The organism is Pseudarthrobacter sp. C4D7, assembly GCF_013359725.1.
In the GTDB taxonomy this organism is placed as follows: Bacteria; Actinomycetota; Actinomycetes; order Actinomycetales; family Micrococcaceae; genus Arthrobacter.
In genome coordinates, this window is record NZ_JABFMW010000029.1 from 1 (window position 1) to 22,316 (window position 22,316).

A 22,316-nucleotide genomic window follows, 5' to 3' on the forward strand; every position below is an offset into this window, starting at 1 on the left:
GCCCCGCTCCCGCGGACCCCGGCCCGGCCGCCCCGGAGTCACCCCAGCCAACCCCGCCCGTCGTCGTCGTGCCTTCCCTTCCCGGCGGTGCGGTCAACGATCCTGCCGGGGCAAAAAGCTACGCCTCGGGCCGGCTGCCCGCTTACGGTTGGGGCCAGGACCAGTTCCCGTGCCTGGTCCGGCTGTGGACCAAGGAGTCCAACTGGCTGACCACCGCCACCAACACCTATTCCGGCGCCTACGGAATTGCCCAGGCACTGCCGCCGGGAAAGTACGCCAGCGCCGGCAGTGACTGGCTCACCAGCTACCGCACCCAGGTCGACTGGGGCCTCGGCTACATCCGTGACCGCTACGGTTCGCCGTGTGCGGCATGGGACCACTCCGTAGGGCGGAACTGGTACTGACAGCCGCTAGGCTGTCCCCATGCCAGATTTCGAACGGTTCCGCGTGCTGCTCGAAGACGAGCGGGCGCGGCGCCTGGACCTGCTGCCGGCCCTGCGGGCGGACATCGAGGCAGCGAACTCGGCGCGCCAGGGCTCCAACGTCGACGATGAACACGACCCCGAGGGTGCCACCATCGCCTTCGAACTCTCACAGGCCTCCGCACTCCTGAAGCAAAGTTCGGCAGGCCTGGACCAGATTGAATCCGCCCTGGCCCGGCTGGCGGCGGGGACCTATGGAACCTGTGCCGTATGCGGGGAGCCCATCGCTGAGGGCAGGTTGGAAGCCCGCCCGTGGACCCCTTACTGCATCCGGCATGCGGCTTCCGGGCGCGGCCGGTGACCGGTACGGCGGATGTTGTGTCCGCGGCGGCGGAATTCGTGGACCGGACCCTGCAGAACGAGGGCGCCTGGTATCGGGCGGACGACGTCGCAAACCGGTTTGGCGGCCTGCTGGCCTCCTATGGTTCGTCCGTGGGTGCTGTCCGCGGGACCGTAAGGGACGCGCTGCGCAAATTCAAAGACCTTGACCACGATGGCACCGTCATGCTGGCCTCCGCACTCTGGGGCCAGCCGCGGCCCGGAACCCGCCCGGTATTTGAGCGCCGCCTGGCCGCAGTGGTACTGCTGCAGTCACGGGTGCACCTGCTCCGGCATTCGGACCTGACCCGCCTGGAAGGCTTCCTTCGCTCTGCCCAGGCGGCGGACCTGACCGCACCCCTCCTTGCGGACGTGCTGGTCCCGATGCTGGCCGGGCTGGGAGAACGCGAACGGCAGCGGGCAGGGGTAGTCCTGGCGCGGTGGCGGGAAGACCCCGACCCCCAGCTCAGGGCGGCGGCAGACGCCCTGGAAAAAGACTTATCAAAGTGAAAACGCACCAAGGAGATCCCCATGAATGAACAGTTTGACCTTGAGCGTTTTGTGGCCGCCCAAAACGGCGGCGGAACCTACGAGCGGGCGCTCGGCGAGTTGCAGGTCGGCAGGAAATCGGGCCACTGGATGTGGTTCGTCTTCCCGCAGATCGCCGGGCTGGGACAAAGTGAGACGTCCCGCAGGTACGCCCTGTCCTCGTTGGCGGAGGCCCGTGCCTACCTGGATCACGAGCTGTTGGGCCCACGGCTCCTGGAGTGCTCGCTGACCCTGGCCAACCACGCGGACCAGTCCGCCGAGGACATCTTCGGCGGTATCGACGCCACGAAGCTCCGTTCCTCGATGACACTGTTTCTCCGGGCAGCGCCCGGAGAAACAGTGTTCAAGTCCGTCCTGGCCCAGTTCTTCAACGGAGAACCGGACCCGGCCACGGACGCGCTTCTGGCCGGCCAGGACGCGGAAGGCTGACCTCCGGCCCCGTCCTGGCAGGCCGGGGCGGGCTACGGCGTGGGGCTGCCGCCGTTGACGTTGAGCGTCTCGCCCACCACGTAGCTGGATTCAGGCGAGGCCAGGAAAACGTAGGCCGGGGCAAGCTCGGCCGGCTGTCCCGCGCGGCCCAGGGGAGTGGACTGGCCGAACTCCGGCAGTTCCTCCTTGGGCTGGCCGCTGCTGACCTGCAGGGGCGTCCAGATTGGGCCCGGGGCCACCGCGTTCACGCGGATACCCTTGGGGGCCAACTGCTGGGCCAGGCCCTTGGTGAAGTTGTTGATGCTGGCTTTGGTGGTGGCGTAGTCCACCAGGGTGGGGGACGGGTTGTAGGCCTGGATGGACGTGGTGTTGATGATGGTCGAGCCCGCCGGCATGTGCGGGACCGCGGCCTTGGTCACCCAGAACATGGCGTACACATTGGTCTTCACTGTGTGGTCGAACTGCTCGTCCGTGATGTCCTGCAGGTCCTCCTGCGCAACCTGCTTTCCGGCGTTGTTGACCAGGATGTCCACCCCGCCCAGGACGGTCACTGCCGTGTCCACCAGTTCGCGGCACACAGCGGCGTCCTTGAGGTCGCCGGGGACCTTGACGGCCTTGCGGCCCGCCGCCTCTATGAGGCCGGCAATTCGCGAGGCATCCTCTTCCTCCTGCGGCAGATAGGAAAGCACGACGTCGGCGCCCTCCCTGGCAAAGGCGATCGCCGTTGCTGCCCCGATGCCGGAGTCCGCGCCGGTCACGATTGCCCGGCGGCCTTCCAGCCGTCCGGTCCCGCGGTAGGTCTCTTCTCCAAGGTCTGCCTTGGGTGCCAGCTCCGCGTCCAACCCGGGCTCCGGCTGGTGCTGTTTGGGCGGGGAAATCTTTTCGTAGGCAGTGACGGGATTACGGAAGGTGTACTGGTCAGTCATGGTGGTACTCCTGTTCGTGCGGGACACGGGCTGGTCGACAGCCCGGGTTTCTCAAGCAGCCGGCGGCGGGACCCGGGGACCCGTCAGAAACTAAGCATGCTTATGGTTCCTACCCTAGGCAGAAATTCCCCACACTGCCAAGCGGCCCCTGCACTCAGCTGCGGCGAATTTCCACCAGCCTGACCTCCGCCAGCTGCCCGTCGGCCACCACGGCCTCCATGAAAGTGCACGCCGGCTGGCGGCGGCGGTCGGTTGGCGACCCCGGATTCAAGAGCCGCAGGCCGTTCGGCGTCACCGTATCCCAGGGGATGTGGCTGTGCCCGAACACCAGGACATCGGCGTCCGGGTACAGGGCCTGGCACCTCAGCTCCCGGCCCTTTGCCTGGCCGGTTTCGTGGACCACGGCAAAGCGGATACCGTCCAGGACCACGGTGGCAGTCCCGGGCAGCCGCTTCCGCAGGTCAGCGCCGTCATTGTTGCCGAAAACGCCCACAAGGCGCCGGCTCCTGCGTTCGAATTCGTCCAGCAGCTCCGCCTCCACCCAGTCGCCGGCATGGAACACCACGTCGGCGCGGTCCACGGCGTCCCACACCTGCCTTGGCAGGCTCCTTGCCCGCTTTGGCACGTGGGTATCGGCGACCAGGAGCAGATTCATTGGCATGCCCGAATCATGCCATGATGCCCTGTTTCCGTGCGTGACGGAGTCGTACCCTGAGGGCTGGGAGGTGATTGCCATGGAGGCAGCCCAAGGTGACCGCATCGTGGTGCACGGGAGGACGGTAGGGTCATCGGACCGGCACGGCGTGATTTTGGAGGTCCGCGGCGAGGGTGGAAAACCGCCGTACGTTGTTCGCTTTGACGACGGGCATGAAACGGTCATGTATCCCGGCGGCGATTTCGCCGTCGAGCACGGACACAGCACCTGACGGTCCTGCCGGGCAGCGTCCGGCCGCTTCACCTGTCAGACTGGAGCCATGGATCACTTTCCGTCCGCCGGCATGTCCTCCACTCCGCCACCGCGCACCGGTCCCCGGGACCCGGGCGACGCTTGGGTGGAGGGGGACCGCGGCCGGTACTGGGGCCGGTTCGGCGCCGCCGGCGTCCTTGCCTGGGACCCCGCCAAGGGTGTGCTCCTGCAGCACCGGGCGGTCTGGAGCCACAACGGTGGAACGTGGGGCCTGCCCGGCGGAGCCCTGCACCAGGGTGAAGCGCCGGTGGACGGCGCGCTCCGCGAAGCCTATGAGGAGGCTGCCGTACCGCCGGAGAGTGTCGAGGTGCTGTTCACGTCCGTGCTGGACCACGGGTACTGGTCCTACACCACGGTGGTGGTGCGGGTCCGTGAATCCTTTGAGCCGGTGATCAGCGACCCCGAGAGCATTGCCCTCCTGTGGATCCCGGTGCCGGAGGTGCAGGAACTGGACCTGCATCCCGGTTTCGCGGCGTCCTGGCCGGACCTGCTGGCTCAGCTGGACCCGGGCGGGCCCTGGTAAGACGGCCTCCTGGTCTGCCAGCCTGCCGTCAGTAGCCTTCGCCGTATTCGGCGGTCACCAGGATGGGCAGGTGGTCCGAATTTCCGCGCGGCAGCGTTTCCACGCCGGCGATGTCCAGCCCCAGCGATGTGGCGAAGTCGAAGTGTCCCTTGAAAACCTTGTACCGCGTGTAGGTGCGCCGGTTGCTCAAGGTGAGGGCGTAGCCCGAGTTCTTCATGTGCATGTCGAGGTTCTTCGTGAAGAACGGGTAGTTGAAGTCGCCCACCATCAGGGTCATCAGCCCCTGTCCCATGCTGAGCAGCTCCGCATGGGCTGCGTGGATCTGCTTGCGCCGCAGCGAGTTCGATGCCGTCAGGGGGGCTGCATGGAACGAACCAATCACCAGCTCGTGCTGTGTTTCGTTGTCCATGACCCTGGTTCCGATCAGCCGTTCGTGCGCCGGGGCCAGCACCCTGTCATGCATCGACTTCTTCAGGGCGAAGGACTGGGTGTCCAGCGCCGTGAACCGGCTGCTGCGGTAGTAGATGGCCAGTCCCAGGCGGTTGCCCTTGGTGGCGTCCGCGAGGCGCAGGGGGCCCAGGGTTTCCGGGAGGTCGCTGGCATCCACTTCCTGGAGGCACAGCGCATCGATGTCATGGTTCCGGGCCAGGGCGAGAAGCTCACCGCTGGCGCTGTGCTTGCGGAGGTTGTAGCTGATGACGCGCATGAGACACCTCTTTTGAGGGTTGCCGACAGGACCAGTTCCCTACTCTAGTCCGATTGCCGCCCGCGCCCTCCAACATTTCGGTGGCGGTGCCGCCGTGCCGCGCTGTGCCACCGTCCGGCAGCTAGAGTTAGTGGCAATTCACTGAACTTCCGTAAGGGGCCAGCCTTGACAGCAGACCTGCCTGAACTCGCCGACGGCAACTTCTATTACCAGGACCTGGGGGGCGGGCAGTTCCGCTCCACCATCCACGCCCAGGGCGCCTGGAACGTCCACGAGCAGCACATGGCCCCGGCATCCGGCCTCATGGCAGATGTCCTTGAACGCCATGAACCCCGCGGGGATATGCGGATGGCCCGCATCAGCTACGAGATCCTTGGCCTGATCCCGGGCGGGGAGTTCCGGATTGAGGCCACCACGCTGCGGCCCGGCCGGACGATCGAACTGGTGCAGGCGGAACTGGTGGCCGGCGGCCGCACTGCCATCCGGGCGGCGGGATGGCGCATGCTGACCAGTGACACCGCAGAGGTCGCCGCCGTTGAGGATCCCGCCATTCCCGGTCCGGACGACTGCAAGCCCTACGATGGCGCCGCCATCTGGCCCGGCGGCTACATCCGGTCCCTCGAAATGAGGGTTGCCGAGGGACACCGGCCCGGCTCCGGCAAGGTGTGGCTCCGTACCGGCCACCCCCTGACCGATCGTGCCGACAGTGGTGACCTGGCCCGCCTCATGGGCATGGTGGACACCGCCAACGGCATTGCGGCCAGGGTTCCACCCGGAAAAGGCAGCTTCGCCTTTCCCAACCTGGACCTGCAGATCCACATGTACCGCAGGCCCCGGGGTGAATGGCTGGGCCTGGATAACGCTGTTTCGTTCGGCAGCGACGGGATCGGACTCACATCCACGGTGCTGCACGACCTGCAGGGGCCGTTTGGCCGGGCGGAACAGATCCTGACGCTTCGCAGGTCCTGACTCTTCCGGCTCTGGTGCGGGCATGTATCGCTGAGTATCGTTGAGTATCGTTGAGTATCGTTCACAGCTGACATAAGGAGTTCACGATGCGTGCTTCACACCCTGCGGGCGGATTCGGCGCCAACAACATGGACGGTATGTGGCAGGCCGTCGAGGAACTGCGGTCCAGGTTTGAGAAGCGGGCTGGAACCCGTGCCGGTAAAGGCGAGGTGCGGACGGCAGTTCTGGCACTGCTGGCCGAACAGCCCATGCACGGTTACCAGATCATCCGGGAGATCGAGGAACGCAGCGGTGGCAGCTGGAAGCCCAGCGCAGGCTCGGTTTACCCCACGCTGCAGCTCCTGGCGGACGAAGGATCCATCACGGCCGAGGAATCGAACGGCCGCAAGATCTACTCGTTGACCGAAGCCGGCCGGGCGGAAGTGTCCGCGCACCAGGGGGCTGCCCCCTGGGATCCGGCCGGATCCATGGCCGGCGGCCCAGTTTCGCTCCCCAAAGCCGGCATTGAACTTGCCCAGGCCGCAGCCCAGGTAGGGCGGACGGGGACCCAGGAGCAGGTCAACCAGGCGGTGGCGGTTCTGGACGAGGCCCGCCGCCGCCTGTACGCCATCCTCGCCCAGGACTGACCGGGTGGCGTCCACTGTCCAGTCCGGGGCAAAACCTCCACCCCTGCGGGAGCACCGGGGCCGCTACCGGCGGATCCTGCGCTTTGCTGCGTGGAATTTGGCCACTACGTGGTGGTATGAACTGTTCCTGCCGCGGATTGGACTTGGCGGCCTGTCCGCCCGGACGCGGTCACGCCGGATGCGGCGCTTTGCCCGGCGTTTCCATGACCTCGCGGTGGAGCTCGGCGGCCTCATGATCAAGGTGGGCCAGTTCCTGTCCTCCCGGCTTGATGTCCTGCCGCCGGAAATCACGAAGGAGCTGGAGGGGCTGCAGGACGAGGTGCCGCCCGTGGGTTTTCCGGCTATCTCCGCCTTGGCAGCGCAGGAACTGGGGGCTCCGTTGGACCGCGTCTTCGCGTCCGTGGATCCCGCACCTATAGCCGCCGCCTCACTGGGCCAGGCGCACCGGGCCCGGCTGGATTCCCGTGATGCGGAGGATACCGGCCTGGATGCCGTAGTCCTGAAGGTTCAGCGGCCGGGGATCGGCGCCATCGTTGACGTCGACCTTGCCGCCCTCCGCAAGGTGGCGGGCTGGCTCAGCCACATCCGGCTGGTTTCCCGCCGGGCCGATATGCCCGCGCTGGTGGAGGAGTTTGCCCAGACCAGCCTGCTGGAAATCGACTACCTGAACGAGGCCGTCAACGCCGAGCGGTTTGCCGCCGACTTCGCCGGGGACGCGCGCGTGGAAGTCCCTGGGGTGGTGTGGGAGCGGACAACGCGGCGGGTCCTCACCCTGGAGGACGTCACCGCCATTAAGATCACTGATGTCCAGGCGCTCCGTGCCGCCGGCATTGATCCCGCTGACGTGGCGCCGGTCTTCGCGTCCATCATGTTCGACCAGCTGTTCACCACTGGCTTCTTCCACGCCGATCCGCATCCGGGGAACATCTTTGTCACCCCACTCCCGCCCGGTGCGGGGGGACTTCCCTGGAAGCTGACGTTCATCGACTTCGGCATGATGGGCGAAGTGACGGCTTCCACGCGCAGCGGGCTTCGCAGGCTGCTGATCGCCGCCGCCGCGCGGGACGGCAAGGGTTTGGTGGCGGCCATCGATGATGTGGGCGTCCTGATGCCTTCGGCTGACAGCATGGCCCTGGAGCGTGCCATGACGCAGCTCTTTGCCCGCTTTGGCGGCATGGGATTTGCTGAACTGCGGGAGGTGGACCCCCGGGAGTTCCGCGACTTTGCGGTGGAGTTCGGTGACGTGGTGCGCTCCTTGCCGTTCCAGCTGCCGGAAAACTTCCTCCTGATCATCCGGGCCATGTCCCTGACCTCCGGGGTGTGCAGTGCCCTGGACGAGCGGTTTAATCTCTGGGATTCAGTGGAACCCTATGCAGCACAGCTGCTGCGCAACGAGCGGGGCAACGTGGTGCAGGACGTGGCCCGGCAGGCCATCGACGCCGCCGGTGTCGCCTTGCGCCTCCCGGGCCGGCTGGACGCCCTTGCCGCCCGGCTGGAGGAGGGATCGCTGCAGGTGTCCGATCCCGGCCTGGAGCGCCAGGCCGCACGGCTGGACCGCGCCGTGCGCCGGTCAGCCTCCACCGTGGTTTTCGGGGCACTGCTGCTCGCAGGGGCCATTGTCCGGCCCGATGACCCGCCGCTGGGCAATGTGCTCATGACGGCATCGGCCGTTCCGCTGCTGCATGCCCTGTGGGTGGGGCGCCGGGGGCGTTAAGGCGGTTGCCGCCGTCGGGCGTACCCTAGGGATGGCCCGCCCCTCCGCGGACTGCACACCACGCCACCTAAGCCCGGCAGACGCTGAGAGCCGTCGCCACTGAAAGACATGGGAGCTTCGCACCAATGCAGCACACCGGTACTGGATCCAGCACGTTGACCGTGGTGCGGCAGGACGTTTCGCTCGGCGCGGGCCGGGACCTTGAATTTGGGCTGGAGCTGCTGGCAAGGGCACGGAACGGCGCTCTGGGCCCCACCTTGCGGCTGTACCGGCCCGCGCCCACCGTGGCGTTCGGGCAGCGGGACACCCGGCTGCCGGGATTCGACGCCGCCGCCCAGGCCTGCCGGGACAACGGCTTCGAACCGCTGGTCCGCAGGGCCGGTGGACGCGCCGCCGCCTACCACCGGGGCACGTTGGTAGTGGACCATATCGAACCGGACACGGACGCCGTCGCCGGGTCCAAGGCCCGGTTCGGATACTTCGGGGACCTGTTCGCCCAAACGCTGCGCCGTGTTGGCGTGCACGCCGCCGTGGGTGAAATCCCCGGGGAGTACTGTCCCGGCGAGTTCAGTGTCCACGGGACTGATCCGGCCGATAGCTCCAGGAAGGTCAAGCTGGTTGGTACAGCCCAGCGGGTAGTCTCCGGCGGCTGGCTTTTCAGCTCGGTGATCGTGGTGGAGGACTCGGCCCCGATCCGCAAAGTCCTGACGGACAGCTACGCCGCGCTGGGCCTGGACTGGGATCCTGCCACCGCCGGGGCGGCCAACGACCTGGTGCCCGGACTGGATGTGGCCGCCGTCGAGCAGGCCCTCCTGGAAACGTATGCGGGCCATGCCACCCTGGAAACTGCTACCTTCAGCAGCCTGGGGGCATGACCCGCATCAGTACAGTCGCGGACGGTCAGGCAGCCAGGCGGCTCTTGACCTCGGCGGCGGAGGGGTTGGTGGCGGCGGTTCCGTCGGGGAACAGGACCGTGGGGACGGTGCGGTTGCCGCCGTTGAGCTGCTCCACGAGTTCGGCGGTGCCGTCCACCTCTTCGATGTTGACTTCCGTGTAACCGATGCCCTGTGCGTCCAGCTGCTTCTTCAGCCGGTTGCAGTAGCCGCACCAGGTGGTGGAAAACATGGTGATGGTGCCGGATTCGGGAGTGAAGTCCACAGGGATCTCCTATACATCGCTTGGAAAGGTTTCCTTAGCGTCAACCGTAGCGTGGCTGCCGGTATTCCCCGGTCCCGGATGGCTGCAGGCAGGCCTGGATGACAGTTTGTGGCGGGTCGTGGAAAGCTGGTGCCATGTGTGGACGCTACGTGATGGCACGGGCCGTGGGGGATCTCCTGGCTGACTTTGACGCAGAGCTGGACGATGAGGTGAGCATCCCGCCGTCGTGGAACGTGGCACCCACCGACGCCGTCCCGATCGTCCTGGAGCGGCTGGTCCAGGACGATGCGGCGCCCCGCCAGGTGCGCCAGCTGCATGTTGCCCGCTGGGGCCTGGTTCCCTCCTGGGCCAAGGACCCGGGGATTGGCTCACGCATGATCAACGCACGGAGCGAATCGGTGCTGGAGAAGCCGGCTTTCCGGAAGGCTGTGCAGTCCCGCCGCTGCGCCGTGCCCGCTGACGGGTACTACGAATGGAAGCAGGGGACGGGGAAATCCAAGCAGCCCTACTACGTGCATCCCGGCGAAGGCCATGGGCTGGTGTTTGCCGGCCTCTACGAGTGGTGGAAGGACCCGTCCGTGCCGGAGGGGGAGCCGGGCCGGTGGCTGCTGTCGACGTCGATCCTCACGGCCGACACCCCGCCGCCAGGGACCGAAGCCACCATTTTCGGGAAACTGACCGAGCTTCATGACAGGGTGCCGCTGCCCATGGACAAGGCCACGATGGAGGCCTGGCTGGACCCGCAGGCCGATGATGCCGCCTCGCTCGTCGACCTGGTCCGCGCAGGCGTCAAGGACGCGGCCGCTGACTGGCAAGTGGAAGCCGTGGGCAGGGAAGTGGGCAATGTCCGGAACAACGGCCCGGAACTGATCCGCCCGGTGGAAGCCCTGTTCTAGCAGCCGCTGCTACGGTTGTTGCCCGTCACACGGTGACCGAACCGGCGTCGTCCACTGACCACGTGGGGTTGTAGGCCACTTCCCAGCGAAACCCGTCGGGGTCGGCAAAATAGCCGGTGTAGCCGCCCCACGCCTTGGTGACGGGCTCGGCAACGATGGCTGCCCCCGCCGCCGCGGCCTGTTCCATGACGCTGTCCACTTCGTGCGGGCTTCCCAGATTGTGGCTGAGCGTGATGCAGGGAACGCCGGCAGGGGCATTGGTCCCTGCTTCAGCCTGCATCTGGTGGCTGTCCCAGAGGGAGAGCACCAATCCGTGGTTTACCTGGATAAACAGAACTTCTCCGGGAACCTCGCTGTGGACGGGCCAGCCCAGGCCATCAACGTAGAAGGCGCGCGAGGCCGCCACACTGCGGACACCGAGGGAGATAAAGTCGACTCTGGGCTCCATGCTTCGATACTGTCAGATGATGGCGACAATTCAAGGAAACGATAGGGATGCCCGGGCCGACAAGGAACAGCTCGCTGCCGTCCGGATTGCTGTTGACGAGGTGGACGAGCAGATTGTCACCCTCATCGCCCGCCGTGAACGGCTGATCAGGATCGCCGGCACGCTGAAGGGTGATGACGCTGAAGTGCGTGCCCCCGGACGGGTGGAACGGATCATCGAGCATGTCCGCTCCGCTGCGGAGAAGAAGGACATCGACCCGGACATCGTCGAGTCAACCTACCGGGCAATGATCTCCGCGTTCATTGAACTTGAACTGCGGATCCATAAAGAAAACAGCTAGGGAATCCTAAAGGGCTTCCTCCACCGGCACCCCATGCTGGAACTCCCGTCCGTCCGCCTCGCTGAAGGCTGACAGGACGTGCTCTTTCCCGAGCCCATTCAAAGCCGTCAGGGGAAAACTGCCGGTGATGCTGTTCTCTGAGTGTGAGATGCCGGACAGGTCGTAATCCTCCTCGATTCCCTGGTCCCGGTTGAACGCGTAGCAGGCGATCGCCTCCCCGTTCATGAACTCGATGCACAGCCGGCGCTGGGCTGAATAATCCGGCGAGGCTCCCATCAGCCCCACCACGTAGGCACCGGATCCCGGAATGGTGCCGTCGATATCGAACCTTGCGACCAGGGTGGAGTCCTGGGTCTTGATGCTTGCCTGCTTCAGGAGTGCGTCATCGGTACTCATGCCAACATCCTGCTCCCTGCCGAACTCCCCGTCCACCCCCGCCTATGTTTTGGTTCCAGCGGGACGTAGACTGTAGTTATTCGAATACATATTCGAATAACGATGTTGGTTTCCATCCGGGAGGTGCACGTGGGCATGTTCAGCGAGTCCGTTGACGTGGTGTGCACCGCGGAGGGGCAGCCGGAATCAGTGACATGGGCAGGGGAGTCCTACACCGTCTGCGCCGAACCGGTCCGGTGGTATGAGCGCCGCCAATGGTGGGCGGAGGACAGCAGGGCTCCGCTGGGAAGCGGACCCGGGGTGGTTGACCACGAAATTTGGCGCGTCCAGGTGCTTCCCGCGCGCATGCCCTCCCGTTCCGCACAGCACCTTGAAGCGGAAAGCCCAGAACCCCTCACCCTTGACCTGGCCCGCCACCTCCGCAGCAACCGCTGGCGGCTGATGCGGATCCATGACGCCCTTCGCCACAGAACTGCCTGACCAGACCGGCATGAGCTTCACCCACCTTCACGTATCTACGGCGTTCAGCGCCCATTACGGCGTCTCATGGCCGGAAGAACTCGCCTCGGCGGCTGCCGCCGACGGCGCCACGGCCCTTGCCTGTACCGACCGGGACGGTTTGTACGGCACCATCAAGCACCTCAAAGCCTGCATGGCTGCGGACATTGACCCCATCGTGGGGGTGGACCTTGCAGTATTTGACGACGACTGCGACCACCGCACCCAGGTAGCCGGAAGAGTGGTGGTGCTGGCCCGCGGACACAACAATGGCGCCGGATACCGGGCCCTGTGCAGGCTGGTTTCGGACGCCCACGCACGGACCTCGGGAAAAGCCGGGGGAGTGGTCCCTGTTGCTGTCACCCGTGCCGAACTCGCCTCAAGGACCCTTGACCCCCAAACCCTCAAGCCGGTGTTGACGGTGCTGCTGGGCCCTGACTCAGACGTAGGACGCGCCATGGGCGGGCGCCGCTACCTGCGGCCACGGACCCTTTTCAAGCAATGGCTTGACGCAATGCCTGCAGGCACGGTGGTGGCGGAGATCGTCTCCCAGCTCAGCGCACCCGGGACGCCGTTGAGCACGGCCCATGCCGTGCGCATGCTCAGGCTTGCCGAGGAACACCACGTGCCGGCAGTCCTCACCAACGCCGTCAGGTACTGCGCGGCGGATGGGGCGCCAACAGCCGATGTCCTGGACTCTGCACGGACCCTGAAGTCCCTCCCTGAACTGGCAGGGGAACCACTCCTGCAGCCAACCGGCCAGGGGTGGCTGAAAACACCGGAACAGATGCTGGGGCTTGGCAGGGAAATCATTTCTGCCGCCGGCTATGGTGCCGCAGACCTCAAACAGCTGATGACGCAGACGGAGGCGCTCGCCGACCTCTGCCGGATGGACCCCACCTCCGACATGGGGTGGAAGCGGCCGGTCGTGCCCGAAGCGTCAGTGATTGGCATCAGCCAGGATCCGCACGCTGAACTCATCCAGCGCTGCCACGCTGGAATCGGCAGACGTTTTCCGGGAGTTGGCGGCAGGGCTGAGCAGGACATGCTGGCCCGGCTGGACCACGAGCTTGGGATCATCAGCAACCTGGGATTCTCCTCCTACTTCCTGACGGTGGCCGAGGTATCGCGGATGATCCAGGACATGGGGGTCAGGGCAGCGGCACGCGGCTCGGGAGCGTCCAGCCTGGTCAACTACCTGATCGACGTCAGCCAGGTGAACCCCCTCCAGCATGACCTGATCTTTGAAAGGTTCCTTTCCAACGACCGCGCCACCCTTCCGGACATCGACATTGACGTCGAAAGCGCTGAACGCCACAACGTCTACCACCGGATCTTCGAACGCTTCGGCTCTGAACGGGTCACCCTGATGAGCATGCAGAACGGGTACCGTGCCCGCGGTGCAGTGCGGGACGCCGGGCTGGCGTTGGGCATGGACGACGACGAAGTGGGGGAGATCGCCAAGCAACTGTGGAGGTTTTCAGCCCGGAAGTTCCGCGAAGCGCTGGTGGAAAAACCCGAACTCCGGGAATTCGCCGGCCGGGTGGAGCACCGGGACGGCGACGGAAACCAGCAGCTGGACCTGCTGGTGGACCTGACCGAGCGGCTTGACCGGCTGCCGCGGCATATTTCGATGCATCCCTGCGGCGTCATCCTGGGCGATGCCACTCTCCTTGACCGCACCCCGGTCCAGCCCAGCGGCCTGGGCCTGCCCATGAGCCAGTTCGATAAACACGATATGGACCCCATGGGCATGCTCAAGCTCGATGTTCTGGGCGTCCGGATGCAGAGTGCCATGGCCTTCGCAGTACGGGAGGTGATCCGCCTCCATCCCTCCAAGGCAGAGGTAGTGGCAGCAGGCCGCCACCCGCAAGGTGCTGACGGGAACGGGCCGGATTACATCGCCGCTGACGGCCGGATCGACCTCAACGCCGTCCCGCTCGATGACGAACCCACCTATGAACTGATCCGCAGCACGCACACCCTGGGGTGTTTCCAGATCGAATCCCCGGGCCAGCGGGAATTGATCGGAAAACTGGCGCCACGGGAGTTCAACGATCTCATCATTGACATCTCGCTGTTCCGCCCAGGCCCCATGAAATCGGACATGGTGCGCCCCTTCCTGGAACACCGGCACGGTTTCGCCCCGGAGGTGTACCCGCATCCCGACCTCAAGCCCGTGCTCCAGGAAACCCATGGCGTGACGGTCTTCCATGAACAAATCCTCAAGACCTTCAACGTCATGACCGGGTGCGGGCTGGCCCGGGCGGACGAATTCAGGCGCGCCCTTGGCAACGAGGTGCTTGAAGGGAAGGTGGAGGAGTTCTTCCGGAAGGAGGCCCGGACCCGGAACTACAGCCCCGAGGTGGTGGACAAGGTCTGGGGCACGCTGAAAGCCTTCGGCAGCTTCGGGTTCTGCAAAGCCCACGGAGCAGCCTTTGCCGTGCCCACCTACCAGTCCGCCTGGCTCAAGACCCATCATCCCGAAGCGTTCCTGGCCGGCCTGTGGGAGCACGACCCGGGAATGTATCCCAAGAGGCTGCTGGTTGCCGAAGCCCGGCGGCTCGGGATTCCCATCCTTCCGCTGGACATCAACCGCAGCCAGGGGGAGTACCGGGTGGAACGAGTGGAAGCCGGGAAGGACCAGGGTAAGTTGGGAATCAGGCTCAGCCTGAACGGAATCTACGGCCTGTCTGCTGCTGAACTGAAGCGGATCGTCGCCGGACAGCCCTATGATTCACTGGCAGATCTCCGGGCGCGCTCGCGGCTCAGCAAGCCAAGCATCAGGCGCCTGGCGCAGCTTGGCGCCTTTGATTCCCTGCACCGCGAATCCGGAGGCCCTGCCAACCGGGCGGACCTGGTGCATCATTTGCAGCAGCTTCAGTCAGGCAGTGGCGCACGGAAGGGCGTGGAGGTTCTGGAGGGGCAGCTGTCCCTTCCGCTGGGGGACGTGGAACTGCGCAACATCAAACCTGGACTTCCTGCCCCCACCTTGGTGGAAAACGTCAGGGCGGAACTGGACCTCATGGCCGTCGATGTCAGTTCCCACCTGATGGAAAGCCACAGGCCACTGCTGGAAAAGCTGGGCGTCACCACTGCCGACAAACTCCTCGGCCTCCGCAACGGTACTGAGGTCCTGGTGGCAGGGGTGCGGGTAGCCACCCAGACTCCTCCCATGAGGGGCGGAAGGCGGGTGGTGTTCATCAGCATCGACGACGGCACTGGCTGCGTGGATTCAGTGTTCTTCCACGAGGCGCAGGAAAACGCCGGGCCGCTGTTGTTTGGCACCCGCCTGCTGCTGATCCGCGGGACCACCCGAAGGACCGGGCCGCGGGGCATCAGTATCAGTGCGGACATGGCATGGGACCTGGCCCGGACGGAGAGCCTGCCCTTTCCTGGAGCCGGGCAGGATTCCGCTCCGGCGTCCATCCCGGAGGACTTCCGGGATGGACAGCATCCCCTGGACGGCATCAGCAGGACGCTCGCCATCACCGGTTTCAACGGGTGACCGCAGTCCCCCTGCCACCGTGTGCCGCGTTGGTCGGCCCCTGCCGGAACCGATAGCATTGACGATGGCTGGCTGTGGTCCCCGTATGCCACAAGCTATGAAGCCTCAACTTTGAATAGGAGACACCCGTGTCAGATGCCCAGCAGATCACCCTTCTCGTCGATGGCGAAGAGACCAAGGTGACTACCGGGACAACCGGTGCGGAACTCTTCTTTGAGCGCCGTGATGTTGTTGTTGCCCGCGTCAATGGCGAACTGAAGGACCTGGACCAGGAGCTTCCCGAAGGCGCAGAGGTGGAAGGCGTCACCATTGATTCGGCCGACGGCCTAAATGTCCTCCGTCACTCCACCGCCCACGTCATGGCCCAGGCCGTGCAGCAGTTGCGCCCCGATGCCAAGCTCGGCATTGGCCCGTACATCACCGACGGCTTCTACTTCGATTTTGACGTCGCAGAGCCGTTCACCCCCGAGGACCTCAAGACCCTCGAAAAGATGATGCAGAAAATCATCAACCAGAACCAGAAGTTCGTCCGCCGCGTGGTCAGCGAGGACGAGGCCCGCGAAGCCATGAAGAACGAGCCCTACAAGCTCGAACTGCTGGGCAAGAAGAACGAGGCCGCCGAGGCCGGCGAAGGCGTCAACGTCGAGGTTGGTGCCGGGGATATCACCATCTACGACAACGTGGAACGCAAGGAAGGCACCACCGTCTGGTGTGATCTTTGCCGCGGTCCGCACCTTCCCAACACCAAGCTCATCTCCAACGCCTTCGCCCTGACCCGTTCCTCGTCGGCTTACTGGCTGGGCAACCAGAAGAACCAGCAACTGCAGCGCATTTACGGCACCGCCTGGCCCACCAAGGACGCCTTGAAGGCTTACCAGGAACGCCTTGCCGAGGCCGAACGCCGCGACCACCGCAAGCTCGGCTCTGAACTGGACCTTTTCTCCTTCCCGGACGAACTGGGTTCCGGCCTGCCCGTCTTCCATCCCAAGGGCGGCATCATCCGCAAGGAGATGGAGGACTACTCCCGCCAGCGGCACGTCGAGGCCGGGTACGAGTTCGTCTACACCCCCCACATCACCAAGGGCCACCTGTACGAAGTCTCCGGTCACCTGGACTGGTACAAGGACGGCATGTTCCCCGCTATGCACGTGGACGCTGAACTCAACGAGGACGGCACCGTGCGCAAGCCCGGCCAGGACTACTACCTGAAGCCGATGAACTGCCCCATGCACAACCTCATCTTCCGGTCCCGGGGCCGGTCATACCGCGAACTGCCCCTGCGGCTGTTCGAATTCGGCTCCGTCTACCGTTACGAAAAGTCCGGCGTGGTGCACGGCCTCACCCGGGTACGGGGCATGACACAGGACGACGCCCACATCTACTGCACCCGTGAGCAGATGAAGGACGAACTCACCAAGACCCTCACCTTCGTCCTGGACCTGCTCAAGGACTACGGGCTTAACGACTTCTATCTGGAGCTGTCCACCAAGGACCCCGAGAAGTACGTCGGGGACGACGCCACCTGGGAGGAAGCCACCAGGACCCTCGCCGAAGTGGCGCAGGAATCCGGCCTGGAGCTGGTGCCCGATCCAGGTGGAGCAGCGTTCTACGGTCCCAAGATTTCCGTGCAGGCCAAGGATGCCCTGGGCCGCACCTGGCAGATGTCCACCATCCAGCTGGACTTCAACCTGCCTGAACGCTTCGAACTGGAATTCCAGGCCGCCGACGGCAGCCGCCAGCGGCCCGTCATGATCCACCGCGCCCTTTTCGGATCGGTGGAGCGCTTCATGGGCGTCCTCACCGAGCACTACGCCGGGGCGTTCCCCGCATGGCTGGCTCCGGTCCAGGTGGTGGGCATCCCCGTGGCGGAGGCGTTCAACGATTACATGTTCGACGTCGTCGGCCAGCTTAAGGCGGCGGGTATCCGCGCTGAGGTGGATACTTCCTCGGACCGCTTCCCCAAGAAGATCCGCACCGCCAGTAAGGACAAGATCCCGTTCGTACTGATCGCCGGCGGGGACGACGCAGAAGCGGGCGCAGTCTCGTTCCGCTTCCGGGACGGAAGCCAGGACAACGGCGTGCCCGTGGCGGAAGCAGTGAAGCGGATCACCGAAGCCGTCCGCAACCGGACCAGCTAGCCGAACGGAAGCAGCACAGTGCAGGAGAACACAGGCGCAGGATATCCGGGCGATGCCGGCGTTACCGACGACTTTGCCCTCGCCGGTGTCCCGGACGCCTTCCAGCGCCTGTGGACTCCGCACCGCATGGCCTACATCAAAGGGGGCCAGCACCAGTTCAAGAACGAGAACGACTGCCCGTTTTGTGTGGGCCCCGGCCGCACGGACGAAGAGGCGCTCATCGTCTACCGGGGGCGGACGTGCTACGTGGTGCTGAACCTGTTTCCTTACAATCCGGGCCACCTGCTGGTCTGCCCCTACCGGCACATTCCGGACTACACAGACCTCACGCTTGAGGAAACAGCAGAGTTCGCGGATCTCACGCAGACTGGCATGCGGGTTCTGCGGAAGGTGTCCAATGCGGCCGGCTTCAACCTCGGCATGAACCAGGGTGTTGTGGGTGGGGCAGGAATTTCCGCCCACCTGCACCAGCACATCGTTCCCCGCTGGGGCGGGGACGGCAATTTCTTCCCCATCATTGCCCAGACCAAAGCCATCACCCAGACCCTTGACGAGGTCCGGCAACAGGTGGCTGACGCCTGGCCCGGGGAGACGGATGCTGAATAAGCATGCCCGCGGATTCTTTACCGCGCTGTTTACGCCGCTGGCCCGCTGGCTCCTGAAAATCGGCGTCTCACCGGATGCCGTGACCATTCTGGGAACCGCCGGGGTCGCTGCGGGAGCCCTGGTGTTCTACCCCCTGGGCCAGCTTTTCTGGGGGACGCTCTTCATCACCGCCTTCATCTTTTCCGATGTCCTGGACGGCATCATGGCCCGGATGCAGGGTGTAAAGAGCCGCTGGGGGAACTTCCTCGATTCCACCCTGGACCGCGTCGCCGACGGAGCGCTCTTCGCTGGTGTGTCCGTGTGGTTCTTTACCGGTGGAAACAACACCGCCATCGCCGTCTGCGCCCTGCTGTGTTTGGTCCTGGGCATGGTTGTCTCCTACGCCCGGGCCAAAGCCGAATCCCTGGGCTTCACCGCCAACGTGGGGATCGCAGAACGGGCAGAGCGGCTGGTTTCCGTCCTGGTGGTCACCGGCCTGACCGGCGTTGGCCTGCCCGCTGTGGTGCTGCTGGTGACTCTGGTCCTGCTGGCGGCCGCGAGCCTGATCACCGTAGCCCAGCGCGTGGTGTCCGTTCGGCGGCAGGCCTTGGCGGAAACCACACCTGCTGATTAAGCATGATTAAGCCCGCCGCGCGGCGGGGGACTAGTATATAAGTGCCCGGTCAAGCGACCCGGCAATCCGTGCGTGCACCTCCGGCAGCTGCCGCCGCATGCCCGGCGAAGATCATCTGTCTACCCATAGGGGTTTTTGTGTCTACACCTGATGTAAGCAACGAGGCCGGTTCCTCCGCGAACAGCGTCACGGGCAGCAGCCGCGTGAAGCGTGGCATGGCCGAGATGCTCAAGGGCGGCGTCATCATGGACGTCGTCAACGTCGAGCAGGCCCGCATCGCCGAAGACGCCGGTGCCGTGGCAGTCATGGCGCTGGAGCGTGTCCCGGCCGATATCCGCGCCCAGGGCGGCGTGTCCCGCATGTCCGATCCGGACATGATCGACCAGATCATTGACGCCGTGTCCATCCCGGTCATGGCCAAGGCCCGCATCGGCCACTTCGTCGAAGCCCAGGTCCTGCAGTCCCTCGGTGTCGACTACATCGACGAGTCCGAGGTCCTCACCCCGGCCGACTACGTCAACCACATCGACAAGTGGAACTTCAAGGTTCCCTTCGTCTGTGGCGCCACCAACCTCGGTGAGGCCCTGCGCCGCATCAACGAAGGCGCGGCCATGATCCGCTCCAAGGGCGAGGCCGGCACCGGCGACGTCTCCAACGCCACCGGCCACATGCGCAAGATCCGCTCGGAGATCGCCAAGCTCGCCGCCCTGCCCGAGGACGAACTGTACGTCGCCGCCAAGGAACTCCAGGCCCCGTACGAACTGGTCAAGGAAGTCGCCGCTGCCGGTAAGCTCCCCGTTGTCCTGTTCACCGCAGGCGGCATCGCCACCCCCGCTGACGCAGCCATGATGATGCAGCTCGGCGCCGACGGCGTGTTCGTCGGCTCCGGCATCTTCAAGTCCGGCAACCCCGCCCAGCGCGCCGCCGCCGTCGTCAAGGCCACCACCTTCTTCGACGACCCCGACGTCATCGCCAAGGCCTCCCGCGGGCTCGGCGAAGCCATGGTGGGCATCAACGTCGACGAGATCCCCCAGCCGCACCGCCTGGCCGAGCGCGGCTGGTAGTCGTCAATTAGAGGATCGCGCCGAACGGCGCGATCCTCTGCGTGCTATTCCCCGCCTCGCGCTGCCGCCATACCGGAGGTGGTTGGGGGGCGGGGCCCCTTTTACGCACGCTGCCGGACCGCACCGTCCGGCGCTTCGGGTTGGGCTTACTGACCTAACCACGACGCCGGTTCCCTCACCTTTCGTGGTGGGGGAACCGGCGTCGTTCCTTTTTAAATCGATTGCTCCGTACTTGTCGTTTTCGGGGCTCAGAACGACAAGTGCTCAGCAATCGATGGGGTTACTCCAGGCCTCGGCGCTTGAGCAGCGGCTCCAGTCCGGCGTCGCGGCCTCTCAGGATCCGGAAAGACTCCAGCGGATCCCGGCTGTTGCCCCGGCTGAGGAGCTCCTGCCGGAATCGGTCACCGTTGGCGCGGGACAGGCCGCCGTTCTCCGTGAACCAGTCGACCGTTTCGGCGTCCAGGACCTCGCTCCAGATGTAGGAGTAATAGCCTGCCGCGTAGCCGGCACCTGCGAAGATGTGCTGGAAGTAGCCCGTGCGGTAGCGGGGCGGGATCAAGGGGTGCGCAATTCCTGCAGCAGCCAGGGCCTTTGCCTCGAACTCCAAGGCATCATCCGGAACGTCGCCCGGCTCCAGCGTGTGCCACGCCAGGTCCAGGAGGGCTGCCCCGAGGTACTCGGTGGTGGCAAAGCCTTCACCCCAGAGCCGGGACTCCTCCAGCCTGTCCACGACGTCCCGTGGAAGCGGTTCTCCGGTGACGTGGTGACGCGCATAGTTGGAAAGGACCTCCGGCCACAGGATCCACATCTCGTTCACCTGCGACGGATACTCCACAAAGTCACGCGGCACGGAAGTACCGGAAAACCGGGGGTACGTGACATCGGAAAACAGGCCATGCAGGGCGTGGCCGAACTCATGGAAAAGTGTGCGCAGCTCGTCGAGGGTCAGGAGCGTCGGCCCACCCGCTGGCGGCTTGGAAATATTGAGCGTGTTGATCACCACCGGGCGGGTGCCCAGAAGCTCCGACTGGTCCACAAGCGAGTTCATCCATGCTCCGCCGCGCTTGGATTCCCGCGCGTAGTAGTCGCCCAGGAACAGCCCCAATCCGGTTCCGTCCGCGTTCCTGACCTCCCAAATGCGGACGTCCGGGTGATACGCCTTCAGATCGGGCCGCTCGTGGAAAGTGACCCCGTACAGCGACGTGGCGGCGAAAAACACCCCATCCGTGATCACCCGGTCGAGTTCGAAGTAGGGACGCAGGGCCTGTTCGTCGACGTCGTACTTCTCCCGCCGTACCTTTGCCGAGTAATAGGCCCAGTCCCATGCTTCCAGCGGATGCCCGGCTGCCTCCGCCAGGGCTGCGGCCTCGGCGCCGGCGTTGCGGACGGCTGCCGGGGACATCCGGGCCAGCATGGTCCGGACGGCCTCGAAGTCAGGCGCCGTCTGCCGGTCAGCCACAAGTTCCGCGTAGTTTGCAAAGCCCAGCAGTGCTGCCTTCTCCGCCCGGAGCTCCGCCGTTTCCCTGGCAAGGTCCAGGACATCGAGGGTTCCGCCGCCACTGCCCCTTGCCACGGATGCCTCGAACAGGCGACGGCGGACGTCCCGGTTTTCGAGCGCGGCCAGGGCCGGCTGGTTGCCGGGCTGGATCAGGGTGAGCAGGTACTTGCCCCCGTGCCCCGCAGCGCGGGCTGCCTCAGCGGCGCTGGCGACATCGTCCGCCGGCAGGCCCGCGAGTTCATCGGCGTCCTCCAACAGCAGTGCCGCTGCCTTCATCCCTTCCTTCACCCGCTGGCCGAAATCCGTACCCAGCCGGGCCAATTCCGCGTTGATGCCACGCAACCGCTCTTGCCCTTCTGCATCGAGCTGGATGCCGGACTGGCGGAACTCCTTGAGGTACTCCTCCACCAGCCGGGCCTGCTCAGCGTTCAGGCTGCCCGTATCAATGGCGGCAAAGCGCCAGTACAAAGCCTTGTCCAGATACACCTCGTCCTGGTGGGCTGAAAAGCGCGGCGAAAGCCTGGTCTCAAGTTCCCGGATTTCGGCGGATGCATCCGCGGACACCAGGGTAAAAAATGCTGCGGCGGCCCGGCTGAGGAGCTGCCCGGAGCGTTCCATGGCGAGTGCCGTGTTGTCGAACGTGGCCGGCATAGTGTTGCTGGTGATGGCCTTGATCTCGGCCAGGTGCGCGGCCAGTCCTGCTTCGATCGCTTCGCCGTACTCAACCGCCGCAAGGGCTTCGAAAGGCGGAAGCCCGTACGGCAGGGGACTGGTGGTGAGGAGGGGGTTGGTCATGGGCTAAACCTTTCACAGCGGGGCGCGGTTCTCAATTAATGGAAATGGTGCTGCCTCCCAGGTCAGATCCCTAGAATTGCCGCTATGGGGTCCGCTCCGGGCCCCATTCCGCACGTGCTGGAAGGCGTGCACGGGTTCGGCTAGGACGA

At 65.3% G+C, this 22,316-nt stretch carries 24 protein-coding genes and 1 pseudogene; 18 read left to right on the forward strand and 7 right to left on the reverse strand.

Annotated elements, in window-relative coordinates:
* The 4 genes and pseudogenes from HNO81_RS16635 to HNO81_RS16650 form a co-directional block, all read left to right on the forward strand.
* A pseudogene (locus HNO81_RS16635) lies at positions 1–404 on the forward strand (lytic transglycosylase domain-containing protein); the annotation flags it as partial.
* A gap of 19 nt (positions 405–423) precedes the next feature.
* Entirely contained in the window at positions 424–783 is a 360-nt protein-coding gene (locus HNO81_RS16640) for a TraR/DksA C4-type zinc finger protein (RefSeq protein WP_175319217.1), read from the forward strand.
* A complete protein-coding gene (locus HNO81_RS16645) occupies positions 780–1,310 on the forward strand; it encodes a DNA alkylation repair protein (RefSeq protein ID WP_175319218.1) in 531 nt (176 codons plus the stop codon). The genes HNO81_RS16640 and HNO81_RS16645 overlap by 4 nt, the downstream gene beginning before the upstream one ends.
* Before the next feature lie 21 nt (positions 1,311–1,331).
* Positions 1,332–1,778, forward strand: a complete 447-nt coding sequence (locus tag HNO81_RS16650) for a DUF1810 domain-containing protein (protein ID WP_175319219.1) — start codon at positions 1,332–1,334, stop codon at positions 1,776–1,778.
* A 32-nt stretch (positions 1,779–1,810) separates the two neighbouring features.
* Here the strand turns inward: HNO81_RS16650 and HNO81_RS16655 are convergent, their stop codons facing one another.
* Together HNO81_RS16655 and HNO81_RS16660 are read right to left on the reverse strand one after the other, a co-directional pair.
* Positions 1,811–2,704: a glucose 1-dehydrogenase gene (locus tag HNO81_RS16655; protein ID WP_175319220.1), complete on the reverse strand. Its 894-nt coding sequence runs from the start codon at positions 2,702–2,704 to the stop codon at positions 1,811–1,813.
* A gap of 154 nt (positions 2,705–2,858) precedes the next feature.
* Positions 2,859–3,365, reverse strand: coding sequence for a metallophosphoesterase (locus HNO81_RS16660; protein ID WP_175319221.1), 507 nt, complete (start codon positions 3,363–3,365; stop codon positions 2,859–2,861).
* A gap of 73 nt (positions 3,366–3,438) precedes the next feature.
* On the opposite strand from HNO81_RS16660, the gene HNO81_RS16665 reads away from it, so the two are divergent.
* Both HNO81_RS16665 and HNO81_RS16670 read left to right on the forward strand, forming a co-directional pair.
* The gene (locus tag HNO81_RS16665; protein WP_175319255.1) at positions 3,439–3,630 is read left to right on the forward strand and encodes a DUF1918 domain-containing protein; all 192 of its coding nucleotides are present in this window, start codon (positions 3,439–3,441) and stop codon (positions 3,628–3,630) included.
* Between the two features lie 48 nt (positions 3,631–3,678).
* On the forward strand, positions 3,679–4,194 hold the full coding sequence (locus HNO81_RS16670) for an NUDIX domain-containing protein (protein ID WP_175319222.1): 516 nt from the start codon (positions 3,679–3,681) through the stop codon (positions 4,192–4,194).
* Between the two features lie 28 nt (positions 4,195–4,222).
* Here HNO81_RS16670 and HNO81_RS16675 read toward each other — a convergent pair whose 3' ends face one another.
* The gene (locus HNO81_RS16675) at positions 4,223–4,900 is read right to left on the reverse strand and encodes an endonuclease/exonuclease/phosphatase family protein (RefSeq protein ID WP_175319223.1); all 678 of its coding nucleotides are present in this window, start codon (positions 4,898–4,900) and stop codon (positions 4,223–4,225) included.
* A gap of 165 nt (positions 4,901–5,065) precedes the next feature.
* Here HNO81_RS16675 and HNO81_RS16680 point away from each other — a divergent pair, with 165 nt between their 5' ends.
* From HNO81_RS16680 to HNO81_RS16695, 4 genes are all read left to right on the forward strand, one after another.
* On the forward strand, positions 5,066–5,869 hold the full coding sequence (locus HNO81_RS16680; RefSeq protein ID WP_175319224.1) for a thioesterase family protein: 804 nt from the start codon (positions 5,066–5,068) through the stop codon (positions 5,867–5,869).
* Positions 5,870–5,955: 86 nt separating this feature from the next.
* A complete protein-coding gene (locus tag HNO81_RS16685) occupies positions 5,956–6,495 on the forward strand; it encodes a PadR family transcriptional regulator (protein ID WP_175319225.1) in 540 nt (179 codons plus the stop codon).
* 4 nt (positions 6,496–6,499) lie between these two features.
* On the forward strand, positions 6,500–8,209 hold the full coding sequence (locus HNO81_RS16690) for an AarF/UbiB family protein (protein WP_175319226.1): 1,710 nt from the start codon (positions 6,500–6,502) through the stop codon (positions 8,207–8,209).
* 125 nt (positions 8,210–8,334) lie between these two features.
* A complete protein-coding gene (locus HNO81_RS16695) occupies positions 8,335–9,084 on the forward strand; it encodes a lipoate--protein ligase family protein (RefSeq protein WP_175319227.1) in 750 nt (249 codons plus the stop codon).
* 25 nt (positions 9,085–9,109) lie between these two features.
* Here the strand turns inward: HNO81_RS16695 and HNO81_RS16700 are convergent, their stop codons facing one another.
* Positions 9,110–9,367 (reverse strand): mycoredoxin, encoded by a 258-nt coding sequence (locus HNO81_RS16700; RefSeq protein WP_175319228.1) that lies wholly within the window; start codon positions 9,365–9,367, stop codon positions 9,110–9,112.
* Positions 9,368–9,501: 134 nt separating this feature from the next.
* On the opposite strand from HNO81_RS16700, the gene HNO81_RS16705 reads away from it, so the two are divergent.
* Positions 9,502–10,263 carry an SOS response-associated peptidase gene (locus tag HNO81_RS16705; protein WP_175319229.1) on the forward strand — a complete coding sequence of 254 codons (762 nt, stop codon included), beginning with the start codon at positions 9,502–9,504 and terminating at the stop codon, positions 10,261–10,263.
* A 25-nt stretch (positions 10,264–10,288) separates the two neighbouring features.
* On the opposite strand, the gene HNO81_RS16710 is transcribed toward HNO81_RS16705, so the two are convergent.
* Entirely contained in the window at positions 10,289–10,711 is a 423-nt protein-coding gene (locus HNO81_RS16710) for a VOC family protein (protein WP_175319230.1), read from the reverse strand.
* A gap of 16 nt (positions 10,712–10,727) precedes the next feature.
* Here HNO81_RS16710 and HNO81_RS16715 point away from each other — a divergent pair, with 16 nt between their 5' ends.
* Positions 10,728–11,051 (forward strand): chorismate mutase, encoded by a 324-nt coding sequence (locus HNO81_RS16715; protein ID WP_217509526.1) that lies wholly within the window; start codon positions 10,728–10,730, stop codon positions 11,049–11,051.
* Positions 11,052–11,057: 6 nt separating this feature from the next.
* Here the strand turns inward: HNO81_RS16715 and HNO81_RS16720 are convergent, their stop codons facing one another.
* On the reverse strand, positions 11,058–11,447 hold the full coding sequence (locus HNO81_RS16720) for a hypothetical protein (protein ID WP_175319231.1): 390 nt from the start codon (positions 11,445–11,447) through the stop codon (positions 11,058–11,060).
* A 129-nt stretch (positions 11,448–11,576) separates the two neighbouring features.
* On the opposite strand from HNO81_RS16720, the gene HNO81_RS16725 reads away from it, so the two are divergent.
* The 6 genes from HNO81_RS16725 (at position 11,577) to pdxS (ending at position 19,874) form a co-directional block, all read left to right on the forward strand.
* On the forward strand, positions 11,577–11,927 hold the full coding sequence (locus tag HNO81_RS16725; RefSeq protein ID WP_175319256.1) for a DUF6504 family protein: 351 nt from the start codon (positions 11,577–11,579) through the stop codon (positions 11,925–11,927).
* Positions 11,928–11,937: 10 nt separating this feature from the next.
* Positions 11,938–15,453, forward strand: coding sequence for a DNA polymerase III subunit alpha (locus HNO81_RS16730; RefSeq protein WP_175319257.1), 3,516 nt, complete (start codon positions 11,938–11,940; stop codon positions 15,451–15,453).
* 128 nt (positions 15,454–15,581) lie between these two features.
* Positions 15,582–17,591, forward strand: a complete 2,010-nt coding sequence (thrS, locus tag HNO81_RS16735; RefSeq protein WP_175319232.1) for a threonine--tRNA ligase — start codon at positions 15,582–15,584, stop codon at positions 17,589–17,591.
* A gap of 18 nt (positions 17,592–17,609) precedes the next feature.
* Positions 17,610–18,197, forward strand: a complete 588-nt coding sequence (locus tag HNO81_RS16740) for an HIT domain-containing protein (RefSeq protein WP_175319233.1) — start codon at positions 17,610–17,612, stop codon at positions 18,195–18,197.
* The gene (gene pgsA, locus HNO81_RS16745; RefSeq protein WP_175319234.1) at positions 18,187–18,810 is read left to right on the forward strand and encodes a phosphatidylinositol phosphate synthase; all 624 of its coding nucleotides are present in this window, start codon (positions 18,187–18,189) and stop codon (positions 18,808–18,810) included. The genes HNO81_RS16740 and pgsA overlap by 11 nt, the downstream gene beginning before the upstream one ends.
* 137 nt (positions 18,811–18,947) lie before the next feature.
* Positions 18,948–19,874, forward strand: a complete 927-nt coding sequence (gene pdxS / locus HNO81_RS16750) for a pyridoxal 5'-phosphate synthase lyase subunit PdxS (RefSeq protein ID WP_026264497.1) — start codon at positions 18,948–18,950, stop codon at positions 19,872–19,874.
* A 280-nt stretch (positions 19,875–20,154) separates the two neighbouring features.
* On the opposite strand, the gene HNO81_RS16755 is transcribed toward pdxS, so the two are convergent.
* Positions 20,155–22,167, reverse strand: a complete 2,013-nt coding sequence (locus HNO81_RS16755) for a M3 family metallopeptidase (protein WP_175319235.1) — start codon at positions 22,165–22,167, stop codon at positions 20,155–20,157.
* Between the last annotated feature and the right edge of the window lie 149 nt (positions 22,168–22,316).